The organism is Kaistella rhinocerotis (assembly GCF_030243905.1).
In the GTDB taxonomy this organism is placed as follows: domain Bacteria; phylum Bacteroidota; class Bacteroidia; order Flavobacteriales; family Weeksellaceae; genus Kaistella; species Kaistella rhinocerotis.
Genome location: NZ_JASSYY010000002.1, coordinates 685248 through 700924, shown reverse-complemented (window position 1 = coordinate 700924; position 15677 = coordinate 685248). Strand labels below are relative to the sequence as shown.

Annotated in this window: 13 protein-coding genes and 5 tRNA genes; 1 reads left to right on the top strand and 17 read right to left on the bottom strand. The window is 41.6% G+C overall.

Annotation, left to right across the window (positions count from 1 at the left end; genetic code table 11):
- Positions 1–69: 69 nt before the first annotated feature.
- From rpoB to rpsU, 17 genes are all read right to left on the bottom strand, one after another.
- Positions 70–3897 (bottom strand): DNA-directed RNA polymerase subunit beta, encoded by a 3828-nt coding sequence (gene rpoB / locus QEP06_RS08475; RefSeq protein WP_251832292.1) that lies wholly within the window; start codon positions 3895–3897, stop codon positions 70–72.
- Positions 3898–4385: 488 nt separating this feature from the next.
- A complete protein-coding gene (gene rplL / locus QEP06_RS08470) occupies positions 4386–4754 on the bottom strand; it encodes a 50S ribosomal protein L7/L12 (protein WP_285269868.1) in 369 nt (122 codons plus the stop codon).
- Between the two features lie 55 nt (positions 4755–4809).
- Positions 4810–5394: a 50S ribosomal protein L10 gene (gene rplJ / locus QEP06_RS08465; protein ID WP_285269867.1), complete on the bottom strand. Its 585-nt coding sequence runs from the start codon at positions 5392–5394 to the stop codon at positions 4810–4812.
- 13 nt (positions 5395–5407) lie between these two features.
- A complete protein-coding gene (gene rplA, locus QEP06_RS08460) occupies positions 5408–6100 on the bottom strand; it encodes a 50S ribosomal protein L1 (RefSeq protein WP_251832295.1) in 693 nt (230 codons plus the stop codon).
- A gap of 11 nt (positions 6101–6111) precedes the next feature.
- Positions 6112–6555 (bottom strand): 50S ribosomal protein L11, encoded by a 444-nt coding sequence (gene rplK / locus QEP06_RS08455; RefSeq protein ID WP_251832296.1) that lies wholly within the window; start codon positions 6553–6555, stop codon positions 6112–6114.
- Between the two features lie 189 nt (positions 6556–6744).
- Positions 6745–7926 carry a hypothetical protein gene (locus QEP06_RS08450; RefSeq protein ID WP_285269866.1) on the bottom strand — a complete coding sequence of 394 codons (1182 nt, stop codon included), beginning with the start codon at positions 7924–7926 and terminating at the stop codon, positions 6745–6747.
- A gap of 81 nt (positions 7927–8007) precedes the next feature.
- Positions 8008–8550: a transcription termination/antitermination protein NusG gene (gene nusG / locus QEP06_RS08445; RefSeq protein ID WP_251832297.1), complete on the bottom strand. Its 543-nt coding sequence runs from the start codon at positions 8548–8550 to the stop codon at positions 8008–8010.
- 18 nt (positions 8551–8568) lie between these two features.
- Positions 8569–8772, bottom strand: a complete 204-nt coding sequence (gene secE / locus QEP06_RS08440) for a preprotein translocase subunit SecE (protein WP_285269865.1) — start codon at positions 8770–8772, stop codon at positions 8569–8571.
- A gap of 13 nt (positions 8773–8785) precedes the next feature.
- Positions 8786–8856: transfer RNA gene (locus QEP06_RS08435), tRNA-Trp, on the bottom strand.
- 53 nt (positions 8857–8909) lie between these two features.
- A complete protein-coding gene (tuf, locus tag QEP06_RS08430) occupies positions 8910–10097 on the bottom strand; it encodes an elongation factor Tu (protein ID WP_251832299.1) in 1188 nt (395 codons plus the stop codon).
- Between the two features lie 293 nt (positions 10098–10390).
- Positions 10391–10465, bottom strand: a tRNA-Thr gene (locus QEP06_RS08425).
- A 51-nt stretch (positions 10466–10516) separates the two neighbouring features.
- Positions 10517–10589: transfer RNA gene (locus tag QEP06_RS08420), tRNA-Gly, on the bottom strand.
- A gap of 84 nt (positions 10590–10673) precedes the next feature.
- A tRNA-Tyr gene (locus tag QEP06_RS08415) sits at positions 10674–10756 on the bottom strand.
- Positions 10757–10772: 16 nt separating this feature from the next.
- Positions 10773–10846 (bottom strand) — tRNA-Thr (locus QEP06_RS08410).
- A gap of 103 nt (positions 10847–10949) precedes the next feature.
- Entirely contained in the window at positions 10950–11240 is a 291-nt protein-coding gene (locus QEP06_RS08405) for an HPF/RaiA family ribosome-associated protein (RefSeq protein ID WP_251832300.1), read from the bottom strand.
- Positions 11237–12130 (bottom strand): tyrosine-type recombinase/integrase, encoded by an 894-nt coding sequence (locus QEP06_RS08400; protein ID WP_285269864.1) that lies wholly within the window; start codon positions 12128–12130, stop codon positions 11237–11239. The genes QEP06_RS08405 and QEP06_RS08400 overlap by 4 nt, the downstream gene beginning before the upstream one ends.
- A 79-nt stretch (positions 12131–12209) precedes the next feature.
- Positions 12210–12407 (bottom strand): 30S ribosomal protein S21, encoded by a 198-nt coding sequence (gene rpsU / locus QEP06_RS08395; protein WP_251832302.1) that lies wholly within the window; start codon positions 12405–12407, stop codon positions 12210–12212.
- A gap of 89 nt (positions 12408–12496) precedes the next feature.
- Here rpsU and QEP06_RS08390 point away from each other — a divergent pair, with 89 nt between their 5' ends.
- Entirely contained in the window at positions 12497–15661 is a 3165-nt protein-coding gene (locus QEP06_RS08390) for a UvrD-helicase domain-containing protein (protein ID WP_285269863.1), read from the top strand.
- Positions 15662–15677: the final 16 nt, after the last annotated feature.

The window sequence follows — 15677 nt, the reverse complement described above, 5'->3', positions numbered from 1 at the left end:
AGATTGGAGATTTGAGCTTTTCTCTTGACCCATATTTGGTCTTGTGTCTCCTGTCTAAAAATCTCTTGTCTATTCTTCCAGTCTTATATCAAGTCCAAGGCCCTGCAGCTCATGCAGCAATACGTTGAAGGACTCCGGAATACCAGGTTCTGGCATTGCTTCGCCTTTTGCGATTGCTTCATAAGTTTTAGCTCTACCGATAACGTCATCAGACTTCACGGTAAGGATCTCTCTCAGGATGTTTGAAGCACCAAATGCCTCAAGCGCCCAAACCTCCATCTCACCGAAACGCTGTCCACCGAACTGCGCTTTACCACCAAGTGGCTGCTGCGTGATCAATGAATACGGCCCGATAGAACGTGCGTGCATCTTATCATCTACCATGTGGCCAAGCTTCAGCATGTAAATTACACCTACTGTTGCCGGCTGGGAGAATCTTTCACCGGTACCACCATCATACAGATAAGTAGAACCGAATTCCGGAAGACCTGCCTGCTCTGTGTAGCTTGTAATCTGGTCGATATTCGCACCATCGAAGATCGGCGTTGCGAATTTCAATCCTAATTTCTGACCTGCCCATCCAAGAACGGTTTCGTAGATCTGACCGATGTTCATACGTGAAGGTACCCCAAGTGGGTTCAGCACGATGTCTACAGGTGTACCGTCTTCAAGGAATGGCATATCTTCTTCGCGAACGATTCTTGATACAATACCTTTGTTACCGTGACGACCCGCCATCTTATCTCCTACGTTCAGTTTACGCTTCTTAGCGATGTAAACTTTAGCAAGCTTGATGATACCTGCAGGAAGTTCGTCACCGATTGAGATTGCAAATTTCTCGCGGTTTTTAACACCCTGGATATCGTTGAATTTAATCTTGTAGTTGTGGATCAACTGCTTGATCAACTCATTTTTATCGGCATCTACCGTCCAGTCTGCTCCGCTTACATTCACGTAATCTTCAACACTCTGAAGTAGTTTCGTAGTAAACTTCACACCTTTTCCGATGATTTCTTCATCAAGGTCATTGTTTACACCCTGAGAAGTTTTACCGTTTACAAGGGTTCCAAGTTTTTCAAGAAGTGTGTTTCTCAACTGATCGAATTTCGCTTTGTACGTATTTTCGATTTCCTCAAGCTTCAGCTTCTCTTCAGTTCTCTTTTTCTTGTCCTTGATGTTTCTTGAGAAGAGTTTTTTGTTGATTACAACACCTCTTAACGAAGAATCTGCCTTCAAAGAAGCATCTTTCACGTCACCGGCTTTATCACCGAAGATCGCGCGAAGAAGTTTCTCTTCCGGAGTTGGATCTGATTCACCTTTTGGAGTAATCTTACCAATCATGATGTCTCCAGGCTTCACTTCAGCGCCGATACGGATCATACCGTTCTCGTCAAGATCCTTAGTCGCTTCTTCCGAAACATTCGGGATGTCTGCCGTAAGTTCTTCCATACCCAATTTGGTATCACGAACTTCAAGAGAATACTCATCTACGTGGATTGAAGTAAACCAGTCTTCACGCACAACTTTTTCGTTGATTACGATCGCATCCTCAAAGTTGTAACCCTTCCAAGGCATGAAGGCAACCACAAGGTTTCTACCCAATGCCAGTTCACCGTTTTCAGTTGCATAACCGTCGCAAAGAACCTGACCTTTCTGCACTTTGTCACCAACTCTTACGTTTGGTCTCAAAGTAATGGTAGTACTCTGGTTGGTTTTTCTGAATTTGGTAAGTTTATATGTCTTAGTAGCCGATTCGAACGATACCAGATCGTCATCCTCGCTTCTTTCGTACTTAATTGTGATCTTGTCAGCATCCACATACTCTACCGTACCGTTTCCTTCGGCATTGATAAGGATACGTGAATCTCTGGCTACCTGATCTTCAAGACCTGTACCTACGATCGGTGCTTCAGGCTTCAACAATGGAACGGCCTGACGCATCATGTTAGATCCCATCAACGCACGGTTCGCATCATCATGCTCAAGGAACGGAATCAATGAAGCGGAGATACCAGAAATCTGGTTTGGTGCCACATCGATCAAGTCAACCTGCTGTGGTTCCACGACCGGATAATCACCGTCAAGACGGGCAATAACACGGTCTGTAGAGATTGTACCGTCTTCGTTCATTTCAACGTTTGCCTGAGCAATTACTTTGTCTTCCTCATCTTCTGCGTTTAAGAAAACTGCAGGTGTCTTAAGGTCAACTTTACCGCTGGTTACTTTACGGTAAGGTGTCTCGATGAAACCTAGGTTATTGATCTTCGCATAGATACCTAACGAAGAGATCAAACCAATATTTGGTCCTTCAGGAGTTTCGATGGGACAGATACGGCCATAGTGAGTATGGTGAACGTCACGTACCTCGAAACCTGCTCTTTCTCTTGATAAACCACCAGGCCCCAGGGCAGAAAGACGACGCTTGTGCGTGATTTCTGAAAGTGGGTTGGTTTGGTCCATGAACTGAGAAAGCTGGTTGGTACCAAAGAATGAGTTAATAACTGATGTTAAAGTCTTCGCATTAACAAGGTCAATTGGCGTAAAGATTTCGTTATCACGAACATTCATACGCTCACGGATCGTTCTTGCAATTCTCGAAAGACCTACACCGAACTGACCAGCAAGTTGCTCGCCTACGGTTTTAATCCTTCTGTTTGACAAGTGGTCAATATCATCTACCTCTGCTTTAGAGTTCACCAACTCGATAAGGTGACGAACGATGGAGATGATATCTTCTTTCGTTAAAACTTCGGTATTTTCAGGAATATTTAAGCCTAATTTTTTGTTCAGGCGGTAACGGCCTACTTCTCCTAATGAGTAACGCTGCTCTGAGAAGAACAACTTCTCTATGATTCCACGTGCTGTTTCCTCATCGGGCGGATCTGCGTTACGCAACTGACGGTAGATATACTCCACCGCTTCTTTTTCAGAGTTGGTAGGGTCTTTCTGTAAAGTATTCTGGATGATAGAGAATTCGTTTGAATTTTCTTTGTGAATCAGGATAGATTTCACACCAGCATCCAGGATAAGATCTAAATGTTCTTTTTCAAGAATCGTTTCACGGTCAAGGATGATCTCATTTCTTTCGATAGAAACCACTTCACCAGTATCTTCGTCCACGAAATCTTCAAACCAGGTGTTCAAGACTCTCGCAGCCAAAGTTCTTCCTTCCACTTTCTTCAACGCTGCTTTAGAAACTTTCACTTCTTCTGCAAGGTCAAAGATCTGAAGGATATCTTTATCAGATTCAAATCCGATCGCTCTCAATAGCGTAGTAAGCGGTAATTTCTTCTTACGGTCGATATACGCGTACATTACGCTGTTGATATCCGTTGTAAATTCCATCCAAGATCCTTTGAAAGGGATAATTCTGGAATAATACAACTTGGTACCGTTTGCGTGGTAGGTCTGTCCGAAGAACACACCCGGCGAACGGTGAAGCTGTGTAACGATAACACGTTCGGCACCATTAATGATAAATGAGCCGGAAGGCGTCATATAAGGAACCGGACCTAAATATACATCCTGTACAACGGTCTGAAAGTCTTCGTGTTCAGGGTCTGTACAGTAAAGTTTTAGTCGGGCTTTCAAAGGAACTGAATACGTCAGTCCTCTTTCCACACACTCGTCAATGGAGTAGCGTGGTGAATCAACCAAATAATCCAGGAACTCCAATACAAACTGGTTTCGTGAGTCTGTGATCGGGAAGTTTTCTTCAAAGGTTTTGTAGAGAGTTTCGTTTACTCTCTGTTCCGGCAGGGTATCCAGCTGGAAAAATTCTTTGAATGACTGGATCTGAATGTCCAAAAAGTCAGGAGTCTCAATCTTTCCCTTTGCAGCGGAGAAATTGATCCTTTCATTTCCCTGAGTTTTAGCGACGGCTTTAGATTTACTCATAAAAATTTTAAAGAATGAGGGTTAAAAAATATTTTGTTTTAAAAAATATCAGAGAGAATGAAGTTGGAGAGACGGGAGACGGGAGATGGAAGACTTTCACTTGAAAAATTGGCGCTTTTCAGAAATACAGTGGTGAGGTCTTGGCTCCTGGCTCTTGGCTCTTGGCTCTTAATCCTTTCTAACTGCAACGCCGGTATATCTTTTCACGGAGTAGTGCAAAATATTCTTTGGGCCTTCGGGAACTTTTTAAAGCAAGAAACGGGCGAATGCAAAAAAACCTCTGTTCCGAAACGGAAAGAGCTGATTAATAATGATTTACCGGTTTATGTACAATAATTAGCGCCAAAAGGAGTGCAAATATACTCAGATTAAATGAGTTACGCAAATGAAGCGGGTACGCCCGAAGTATTAAAAAACAGTTAAAAAACTATAGAACACAAAAAAACCCCACTTAAAAAAGTGAGGTTCTATTGTATGTAGGTAATGAATTACTTCAATTCTACTTCTGCACCAGCTTCTTCAAGCTGCTTCTTAAGAGCTTCTGCTTCGTCTTTAGAAACACCTTGCTTGATTGGAGCAGGAGCGCTGTCTACCATATCTTTAGCTTCTTTCAGACCTGCACCTGTAAGATCTTTTACCAATTTCACAACTGCTAATTTAGAAGCACCTGCAGCTTTAAGAATTACATCGAATTCTGTTTTTTCTTCAGCAGCTTCACCAGCACCACCAGCAGCAGCAACTACAGTTGCAGCAGCAGGCTCGATACCATACTCATCCTTAAGGATAGTTGCCAATTCGTTTACGTCTTTTACAGTAAGGTTTACAAGCGTTTCCGCTAAGTTTTTTAAATCTGACATTTTAATAATGTTTTAATTGTTGAACGATTTATTTTGATTTTTTTTTGAGTTCTTATTACTCAGCACTTGGTGCATCTGTAGCGTCAGCGCTTGCTTCCGGAGCAGCTTCTGCAGCTGGGGTTTCTTCTGCCGGAGCCGTTTCTTCAGCTTTTCCTGTAGCTTCTTCTTTGTTCTGAAGTGCAGAAAGTACGTTTCTGATTGGTGACTGAAGCAATCCGATGATTTCTCCGATCATTTCTTCTCTTGACTTGATGTTTGCAAGAGTACCTAAGTTTTCATCACCAACATAAATAGTCTCCTGAAGGTAAGCCGCTTTCAGTGCAGGGATCTCTGCTTTCTTTCTGAAGTTCTGGATCAGTTTCGCCGGAGCGTTAGCTGTCTCAGAAATCATCAGTGCAGAGTTTCCTTTGAAACTTTCGAACATTTCCGAGTAATCTACACCTTCGATCTGCTCCATTGCTTTCTGCAGAAGGGTGTTTTTCACTACTTTAAGGGAAATATTCTGCTTGAACGCCTGTCTTCTGAAATCTGAAGTCGCAGAAGCATTCATGCCTTCAAGATTTGCTACATAAACCACTTTCGCGTCCTGCAGCATGTCTTTTATCTCTTGTATTACTAATACTTTATCTTCTTTTGTCATTGTCTTACAGATTTTAGTTTACAGATTTAGTATCGATTGCAATACCCGGACTCATCGTAGAAGACATGTAGATACTCTTCACATAAGTACCTTTAGCTGCAGTAGGCTTCAACTTCAATAAAGTCTGTACTAATTCCTGAGCATTTTCCTTGATCTTTGCAGCATCGAAAGATACTTTACCGATACCTGCGTGGATGATACCGTATTTGTCAACTTTGAAATCGATCTTACCAGCTTTCACTTCTGCTACAGCTTTACCGATCTCCATAGTAACAGTTCCTGATTTAGGGTTTGGCATAAGACCTCTTGGACCTAACACTCTACCTAACGGACCTAATTTACCCATCACAGCCGGCATAGTAACGATAACGTCTACGTCTGTCCAACCGTCTTTTATTTTCTGTAAGTACTCATCAAGACCTACATAATCTGCACCTGCTTCTTTAGCTTCAGCTTCTTTATCCGGAGTTACCAAAGCAAGAACTTTGATGTCTTTACCCGTACCGTGAGGAAGAGATACTACACCTCTTACCATTTGGTTAGCTTTCCTTGGATCTACACCCAATCTAACAGCGATATCTACAGAAGCGTCAAATTTTGCAAAGTTTACTTCCTTTACCAAAGCAGAGGCTTCGTCAAGTGAGTAAATTTTGTTTTTTTCTATTTTGCTTAAAGCTTCTTTTTGCTTTTTCGTCAATTTTGCCATTTCTATTCGTATTAAGCGTTTGTGGGTTTAGTTCCTGTTACTCTCAATCCCATAGATCTTGCAGTACCTGCGATCATCGTAAGCGCAGAATCAATCGTGAAGCAGTTAAGGTCTGTCATCTTATCTTCCGCGATTTTCTGAACCTGAGCCCATGTTACGCTACCTACTTTTGCTCTGTTTGGCTCACCGGAGCCAGACTTGATCTTAGCAGCTTCCATTAGTTGAACTGCAGCAGGAGGAGTTTTGATAACGAATTCAAAAGATTTGTCTTCGTATACTGTGATAACTACAGGTAAAACTTGCCCTGGCTTATCTTGCGTTCTTCCGTTAAATTGTTTACAGAACTCCATGATGTTCACACCTGCAGAACCCAAAGCCGGGCCTACTGGTGGAGATGGGTTAGCAGCGCCACCCTTCACCTGAAGCTTAACCATTTTAAAGACTTTTTTAGCCATTGTTGTTTTTTAAAAAATTAAGAAATTTATGAATGTGGAAGCATTTATAAACCTGTAAAGCGTTGTCTCACCTAACAACTTTACATTTCGGACTGCAAAATTAAGAATAAATTTTAATTGGGCAAGTGTAAGATGTTGATTTTTAGAAAGAATTTCAGAGTCTATAGATTCGACAAACTGTAAACCATATTAGAACATGTTATACTTCAACGAAACTCCAAAACCGGTGCTGCGAATATTTCGAATTCGTTTGGTGGACTGAAAACCAGATCTTTCATACTGCATTTCGGCCATGAACTTTCTGTATCTGTATCCGAGGCCTACGTGAAAACTTCCTACACCGCCCGCAGCAAGATCATATTCAAGCGCATTCACCTGCATCGTAGATTTCAGCGTGTTATTTAGGACATAAGCAAACGATAAAAACAACGCATTACCACCATTAAAGTAATTATAGTATCGGAATCCCACCGGGATCTCCAGGATCGAGGCATCTATCGCCACCGTTTGCGTGTGCGGATCAACAGAATATTCGCGAACAAAATCATTTTTGTACCGGTAATATTTAGGTGCCGTAAAAACAGAAAATGAATTGCTGAGTATTGGCAAGACATACTCCAATTCAATACCTATTTTTGCAACCTGTTTTGGGTCCATTTCAATATTATCCAAGTAGTATTCGTTGGCGTTGGCTGTGGTTGAAATCATGTGACCTTCGGCAAGTATATGCACCCTGATTTTCGTTTTAGTCTTCATACTCTGCTCTGGCTCCACGCAGCCATTATTGAAGGTCATTACCAATTTAGTAAGCGAATCAGTTTTATAATCTATATTGTTAAAACTGGTGTTTGGGCAGTTAATCAATTGCGAAAGTTGAGTCTGGTATGTTCTGTTTTTCTGCAGATCATTGTTACTATTATAATATCTTTTGTACCATAACTGCGTTGGGGTCTCCCCGTTTTTACCGATAAAAAACTTGGTGGTTCCCCGGTGATAGGAATACAGGCTCACCGCACCTGAGGTCAGTTGTTTTAAAAATACAGTTTGCGTCTGAGGGCTAAAATCCGGATTGGAATCTATTTTATTTAGATCATCTTCGTAATGTGCTACAGGCAGGGTAAATTTGCGGAAGGAAATACCGTTTTCCAAACCAAACTCATCAATCTCCGTAAGACCAAGAGCGGATTCTTTTCCAGTACTTTCATCTTTAATAATGATAGTCGTAGGATTCTCTATCCAGCCTTCGTTCTTAATCTGTACATGTCTTCTATTTCCCCAGGAATCAATCACGTAGGCATTTTCAAAAAACATCTGTGCCACCAAGGGCAGTGGGAGCAACATTGTTACCAAAAAGATAAAAATTTTCTTCATAAATAGGTTTAAAAATTGAATCAGAATTAAAAAAACCACCCATGATTGAGCGGTTTGGATTTATTTATTAAAATAATGTTTTTATACTTTCTCTACCTGCATGTAACTTAGCTCCATTGGCGTTTTACGTCCGAAGATCATTACGGAAACTTCTACTTTCTTCTTGTCTTCGTGAAGTTTTTCGATGGTACCGTTGAATCCGTTGAACGGTCCGTCAATTACTTTTACATTTTCACCCACAACGAACGGAATGTGTGTTTCAGCAGCAAATTCGGAAAGTTCATCCATTCTGCCGAGCATTCTGTTCACTTCAGATTTACGCATCGGTACCGGATCGCCGCCTTTTGTCAGACTTAAAAAAGAAATCACGCCTGGAATGTTCTTGATGATGTGTGGAATCTCACCAACAAGGTTGGCTTCCACCATCAGATAACCCGGATAGTAAGGCTTTTCTTTTGGAACTTTCTTACCGTTCTTAAGCTGAATAACTTTCTCCATTGGAATAACCACCTGCGTAACGAAATTTTCGAAACCATGATGTTTCATTTCGTTCTCAATGTAGGTCTTCACTTTATTTTCCTGGCCGCTGATAGATTTCAGCACATACCATTTCAAGTCACTCATCTTTTTAGGAAATAATTTTTAATTGAATATACCGATAAACAAAGAAATCATATTAGCGATCGCCTTGCTGAAGAGTGAATCTACCCCGAAAGTAAACAGTGCCAGGATCACGGTGGCAATAGTAACCACGATGGTAGAGGACTGCAGATCCGGCCACTTCGGCCATTCTACTTTGTCTTTAAATTCGGTATAGCTACCTTTAATAAAATCAACTAAACTCATTATCTGATATTTGCACGGGCACAAGGATTCGAACCCTGATCAACGGTTTTGGAGACCGGTATCCTACCATTGGACGATGCCCGTAGATTAAAAAGTTCCGCAAGTTTCCTTGCGGAACTTTAATATTTATTTAGAAATTAATCTAAGATTTCAGTTACCTGACCTGCACCAACTGTTCTACCGCCTTCTCTGATCGCAAATCTAAGACCTACGTTAAGAGCGATTGGCTGAAGCAATTCTACAGTAATAGTGATGTTATCACCTGGCATTACCATTTCAACACCTTCTGGCAAGAAGATCTCACCTGTTACGTCTGTAGTTCTTACGTAGAACTGTGGACGGTATTTGTTATGGAATGGAGTGTGACGTCCACCTTCTTCTTTAGAAAGGATATAAACCTCAGCTTTGAATTTCTTGTGTGGCTTCACAGAGTCTTTCTTAGCGATTACCATACCTCTCTTGATGTCAGTTTTTTCAATACCTCTCAACAACAGACCTACGTTATCACCAGCTTCCCCTCTGTCAAGGATCTTACGGAACATCTCAACACCTGTAATAGTAGAAGTAAGTTTTTCATCACCCATACCTACGATGTCTACAGGGTCACCTGTGTTAATTACACCAGCTTCGATTCTACCAGTTGCTACAGTACCTCTACCTGTAATAGAGAATACATCTTCAATTGGCATAAGGAATGGCTTATCCTGATCTCTTACAGGAAGTTCGATCCAAGTATCTACAGCGTTCATCAATTCTTCTACAGTTGCAACCCATTTTGGTTCTCCGTTAAGAGCTCCAAGAGCTGAACCTTGGATTACTGGCGTGTTGTCACCATCGTAATCGTAAGAAGAAAGAAGATCTCTTACTTCAAGTTCTACTAGTTCTAATAATTCAGGGTCATCTACCATATCCACTTTGTTCATGAAAACAAGTACGTTTGGTACGTTTACCTGACGGCAAAGAAGGATGTGCTCTCTCGTTTGAGGCATTGGTCCGTCTGTAGCAGCTACTACAAGGATAGCTCCGTCCATCTGTGCAGCACCCGTAACCATGTTCTTCACATAATCCGCGTGACCGGGACAGTCTACGTGAGCGTAGTGTCTTGTTTCAGTTTCGTACTCAATGTGTGAAGTATTGATAGTGATACCTCTTTCTTTTTCTTCTGGTGCAGAGTCGATAGAAGAGAAATCTCTTGCAGTACCGAATCCTTTGTCAGATAATACTTTACTGATTGCTGCAGTAAGTGTAGTTTTACCATGGTCTACGTGACCGATGGTACCAATGTTCAAGTGTGGTTTGTTACGATTAAACGTTTCCTTTGCCATGATTTAATTATTTATTTAATTATTATTTAAATTTTCGGTGCGCAAATATAGTGATTTTTTAAATATTGAAAATCTTTTTGTTTAAAATTTTCTGTATTGAAATCTAATGCTTTACGTCACCAAAACCCTGGAATCCCAGTGCGCAAATTTACAAAAAAAATGGAAGTTGCAAAATTTCCGGTTTTGCGCCTTACTGTTAATATCCTATTTCTCAATCAATCGCGTCCGCCGTATCATCAGGGCCAGGAGCGTGAAGAATTCCAAAAAAAAATCCCCCGTTATGGGAGATTTCCTGGAGCCAACTATGAGATTTGAACTCACGACCTCTTCCTTACCAAGGAAGCGCTCTACCCCTGAGCTAAGTCGGCAAAAAATCTAAAAAAAAATCACAAGCCGCGTTGGTTGTGATTTTTCGTTTGAGCGGAAGACGAGGGTCGAACTCGCGACATTCAGCTTGGAAGGCTGACGCTCTACCAACTGAGCTACTTCCGCATTTGTGTTTGCACACATTGTTGGTTTCGGTCTGCAAATTTAGGAAATTTTCTTTCCTACAGCTGCAAACTGTTTTATAAAATGTGGGGAGAGCAGGATTCGAACCTGCGAAGTCGTAAGACAGCAGAGTTACAGTCTGATCCATTTGGCCACTCTGGAATCTCCCCAATTTTATAAATAATGAGCCTCCTGAGGGATTCGAACCCACGACCCCGAGATTACAAATCACGTGCTCTGGCCAACTGAGCTAAGGAGGCAAAAAATAGATTTCAATAGAACTCTTCTCTTTTTGCGAGTGCAAATATAAGTGAGTTTTATTGAAATCTACAAATTATTTGTGAAAAAAATTAGCATTTTTTCTTACGCCAATTCTTTTTTCTTGATTAGCAGTCGCTTAGCAACTTCCGCACATTGGTCTAAACTTTCCTCGAAACTCGCCGTCGTCTTTTTTACCACGATATCATCGCCCGGAACCGCCAGTATGATCTCTGCCGTCTTGTTTTCTTTATCAGGATTATTTTCCACTTTCAGGAAAACGTTGCACTCCACGATCTTGTCATAAAACGTTTCCAGTTTGCTCAATTTCTTCTCAATGTGGTCTTCCAGTGGTGCATGTGGCGTCAATCCAATTGACTGTACTGTAATCTTCATATATCTTTACTTTTTTCTATAGCCCGCGGATGGGCCTGGTTAAACACTTTTTTAAGTTGTTCTATGTTCGCGCTGGTGTAGACCTGTGTACTCGCCAGAGACGAGTGGCCCATCAGCACTTTTACTTTCGAAATCTCAGCTCCTCCCTCCAGCAGATGTGTTGCAAAGCTGTGTCGCAGCATGTGTGGGCTCTTTTTTGGCTTCGAAGTTACAAGACTAAGATAAGACTTTACCGCAGAATAGACAAACTTATCATTTAGCTTTCTTCCCTTGGCACTAACAAAAAAATAACCCTCGTTGCCTGTGGAGGGTCTTCTGGATTTCAAATATTGTTCCAACCTAGCCGCTAAATCATTCGAAATGGGCACTATTCGCTGTTTATTTCCTTTACCTGTAATTTTGAGCTGCAAATTTTCGAAATCTACATTTTCAAGCAGCAAACCTGTAAGTTCGGCGCGCCGCATACCCGTCTGGTAAAGCGTTTCGATGATAAGCTCTTTTAGAGCGTCTTTCTTTATAGGCTTATATGCTTCATCTGTAAGGTTTTCCATCTCCTCCACAGAAAATGGAGAATGAGGTTCGGCATAGAATTTCAGTGTTTGGATTTGAGCTAATGGCGACGCGCTCACCTCGCCCAGCTGCATCATGAAGCGGTAAAAGCTCCGCAGCGAAGAAAGTTTACGGTTGATGCTCCGCTTCGCCACCTTATTTTCACCCAATGACGAAATGAAGTTCCGTACGATCTTTTTATCAACTTCCGAAAAATCCTGGTGAGATTCTGTGCGCAGCAGAAATTCTGAAAAATCATTTAAGTCGCGGCGATAACTCAGCACGGTGTTCGCCGAATATTTTTTTTCAACCGCAATGTACTCGAGAAATCGCTCAATCATAGTATCTAAACAAAAAAATCACCTTCCAAATATAAATATTTGAAAAGTGATTGAGGTATTTTCGTCAAAGAAAATTTTCTTATGCCTGCTCGTCGCGGCTGGCATTTTTCTGCTTGTAAGCAGCTTTCAACTTAGACTGTCTGTTTAATACAGAAGGTTTAATGAACTGCTGACGGCTTCTGAGCGCACGGATAGTTCCGGTCTTATCAAATTTTCTTTTGTATTTCTTTAATGCTCTGTCGATAGCTTCGCCATCTTTTACTGGAATAATTAACATAGTTTACATCTCATTTTGGATTGCAAAAGTAAGATTATATTTCGGATTGACAAATATTTTGTTATTTTTAATGTCAATTACCACTTCACATGATCTACAAAAACTACCGCGTTATCAATGCTTCGGCCGGTTCCGGAAAAACGTATGCGCTGGTACTCAACCTGCTTTCAATCTGTCTTAAACATCCAAACCAACCAGACAGGATTGGGAATATCCTTGCGCTTACTTTCACGAACAAAGCCGCAAACGAGATGAAACACCGCATCATAAGTTGGCTTACTGCTTTTGCGGGCGAAGATTTTGCTGAGAATGGTGAACTTAAAAACATTCAGCAGAAAATGCAGGCTCAGGGAACTGAAGTTTCACTTAGCGAGCTGCACCGCCGCTCAAAAAAAATCCTCGATTATGTACTGCACAATTATTCCGCGCTGAATATTGGCACGATTGATAAATTTAATTCAAGACTTGTACGCAGTTTTTCATACGAACTGGGCCTTGCCCAAAATTTTAACCTCGAAATTAACGCAGAGCCTTATCTCGTGGAAGCAGTCGAGAAAATGCTCGAAGAAATAGGTGATGAAAATGAGGTTTCAGATGCGTTTATGGATTTCGTGAACTACAGCCTCGATAATGATGAGCGCGTCAACCTCACCAAAACGCTGTATAACTCTGCGAAAGAATTCGTGCAGGACAAACATTATTTCCGGCTGAGCCAAAACAAAGATTTCGACTGGAAAGTCTATGGTCAGGCCAAACAAAAATTGCGCGACAACATTAAAACACTTAAAGCAGAATCTCAGCAGATTGCAGAATCCTGCGTTCAACTTTTTAATGAAAGAGACCTCACAATTGCTGATTTCGCCGGTGGCTCCGTCAACGGTATTGCTAAATTTTTCTTCGAGACGCTCAAATATTTTAAAAAAGAAAGACCCGATATTCCGTTTCCAAAAGATGAAGAATCAGCTTTAAAGACTTTTGAAAAAGGCGCATCATCGAGCGGCAAAAAACGGCAGGGTGAGATTCTCGAAATCATTGAATTCCTGATTGAAAGCCGATGGAAAATCATTAAAAACTATATCGCCATTCAGCGGGAAGAGAAGACGCTGCACGCACTTTTGCCGTTGAAGGTGAACAAAGACATTCAGGATAAACTGGCCGAAATAGAAGATAAAAACGACGTCGTGCTGCTCTCGAAATTCAACGTAATGATCCACGAACAGCTGCGGACCGAGCCTACGGCATTCATTTATGAGAAAGTGGGTACGCAGTTTTCGCATTACTTCTTTGATGAGTTTCAGGATACGTCCTTTTTGCAGTGGCAAAATTTCATTCCGCTGCGCGATCATGCCGTGAACAGCGACGAAATGAGTTTCACGCTCGTCGGCGATCCGAAGCAAAGTATCTACCGGTTTCGCGGTGGAGATTCAGAACTGATGCTCGACATCATCAACCGAAAAGAAAAATCGCAGGCGATTGCCGACGTTGAAAACCTGGAGCACAACTGGCGCAGCGCGAAAAACATTGTGGAATTCAACAACGGTTTATATCAATTTCTATCCACACATACGCAGGAATCGCACTGCGATATTTTTGGCAAAGGATCGCAGCAAATACCGAAATCTTCGGGAAACGGACGTGTGCGCATCAATCTGATCGAAAATGCAAAGCGCGAAGTCTATTTCGATGAAGTGGCCAATAAAATGCGCACAGACCTACAAGACTGTCTGGATAATGGCTTCCGGTTTTCGGACATTACGATCCTGTGCCGCTCTAATAAAGAAATCCTTCAGTTTTCAAGGCTTTTGAGTAACCTTAAAGTGAATTATAACGGACAGGAAGAATATATCAAAAGTGTTTCAGAATCCGGACTAACACTTAATTTATCATCCACACTGCTGGCGCTCACCGAATTTCTGAAATGGGAACAAAACCCCAAAAACATGCAGTTTCCGGTAAAGATGCTTTATCATCTCGATGTACTGGGCCGCATCAAAACAGAAGATTTCAGTGCCGAGATGATGCAGATGCTGAGTTGCAAAACGAAACCTGCGATGATGGATTTCGTCAAGAATAAATACGGCCTAAATCTACATTCAGGCAACTTGCTGAACCTCAACCTCTACAATTTTGTGGAGCATTACCTGCACGAATTTTCGGTGAGCGGAAAGGAGGCCGATTTCCTGTTCAATTACCTTGAGATGCTTTATGCCTTCAGCCAAAATGCCGGCGCGAATCTGAAGGAATTCTTAAGATTTTGGGATGAAGAGGCGCACGACTCTACCATTCAGGCCTCCGACAATCTGGATGCGGTGAAACTGATGACCATTCATAAAGCAAAAGGGCTAGAGTTTCCAGTCGTTTTTCTCCCGATGGCAAACAGCCACAAAGACAATAAATTCAACAACTGGTTTGATGTGAAAGACCACGAAGGTCTGGCCTCGGTAAATGTGAAAAGCTTCAGTAGCGAAGCGGAGGTTTATGATGAAGAACTGGCCAAATTCAATGAAGAAAACACTTACCAAAACCTTATCGACCGGTTTTGCCTGCAATATGTGGCAACTACCCGCGCGGCTGAACAGCTTTACCTTTATATTGAAAAACCGAATAAAACCACGAACTATCTCGAAATCTATGACTTTTTAAAGACAAATATTCCGAAAGATGAACAGAATGAAGAGTTGTCTTCTTATGATCTTTATCCGGTTTCACCGGAAGATTTAAAGAAAAAAGAGATTTCCGAAACAGAAAAATTTACAACGAGATCCGTTACATTTAAAAATGAGATCAGGCCAAATCCGGAAGCTATAAAAATTGCAACGCCTTCTAAATCTTACCAAAACCGCGTAGAAAAAGTGCGCACCGGGATTTTCACGCACGAGGTTCTTTCAAAGATCAATTCGGCGGCAGATGTGGAGAAAACACTCGCAACGTACGTGCTGGAAGGCATCATCACGAAGGATGAAAAAGATGAAATTGCCGGGCGCATTTTCAGCATAATCAATGATACGCGGTACGCCCGTTATTTCGAAGCTGGCCAAAAAGTAATCAACGAGAAAGACATCATGATTTCGGCTGACGGCGAATCAAAAATCTACCGTCCGGACAGGCTCATCAATACCGGTGACGGCTACATCATCCTCGATTTCAAAACCGGCGACATTAAAGAAAAACACGAACAGCAGCTCAACGAATACCGCGCGGTATTGGAAAAGCTTGGCGAAAAAGTGATCGAAAGTAATCTTATTTATGTTTAAAAAAATCCTGCTCGTA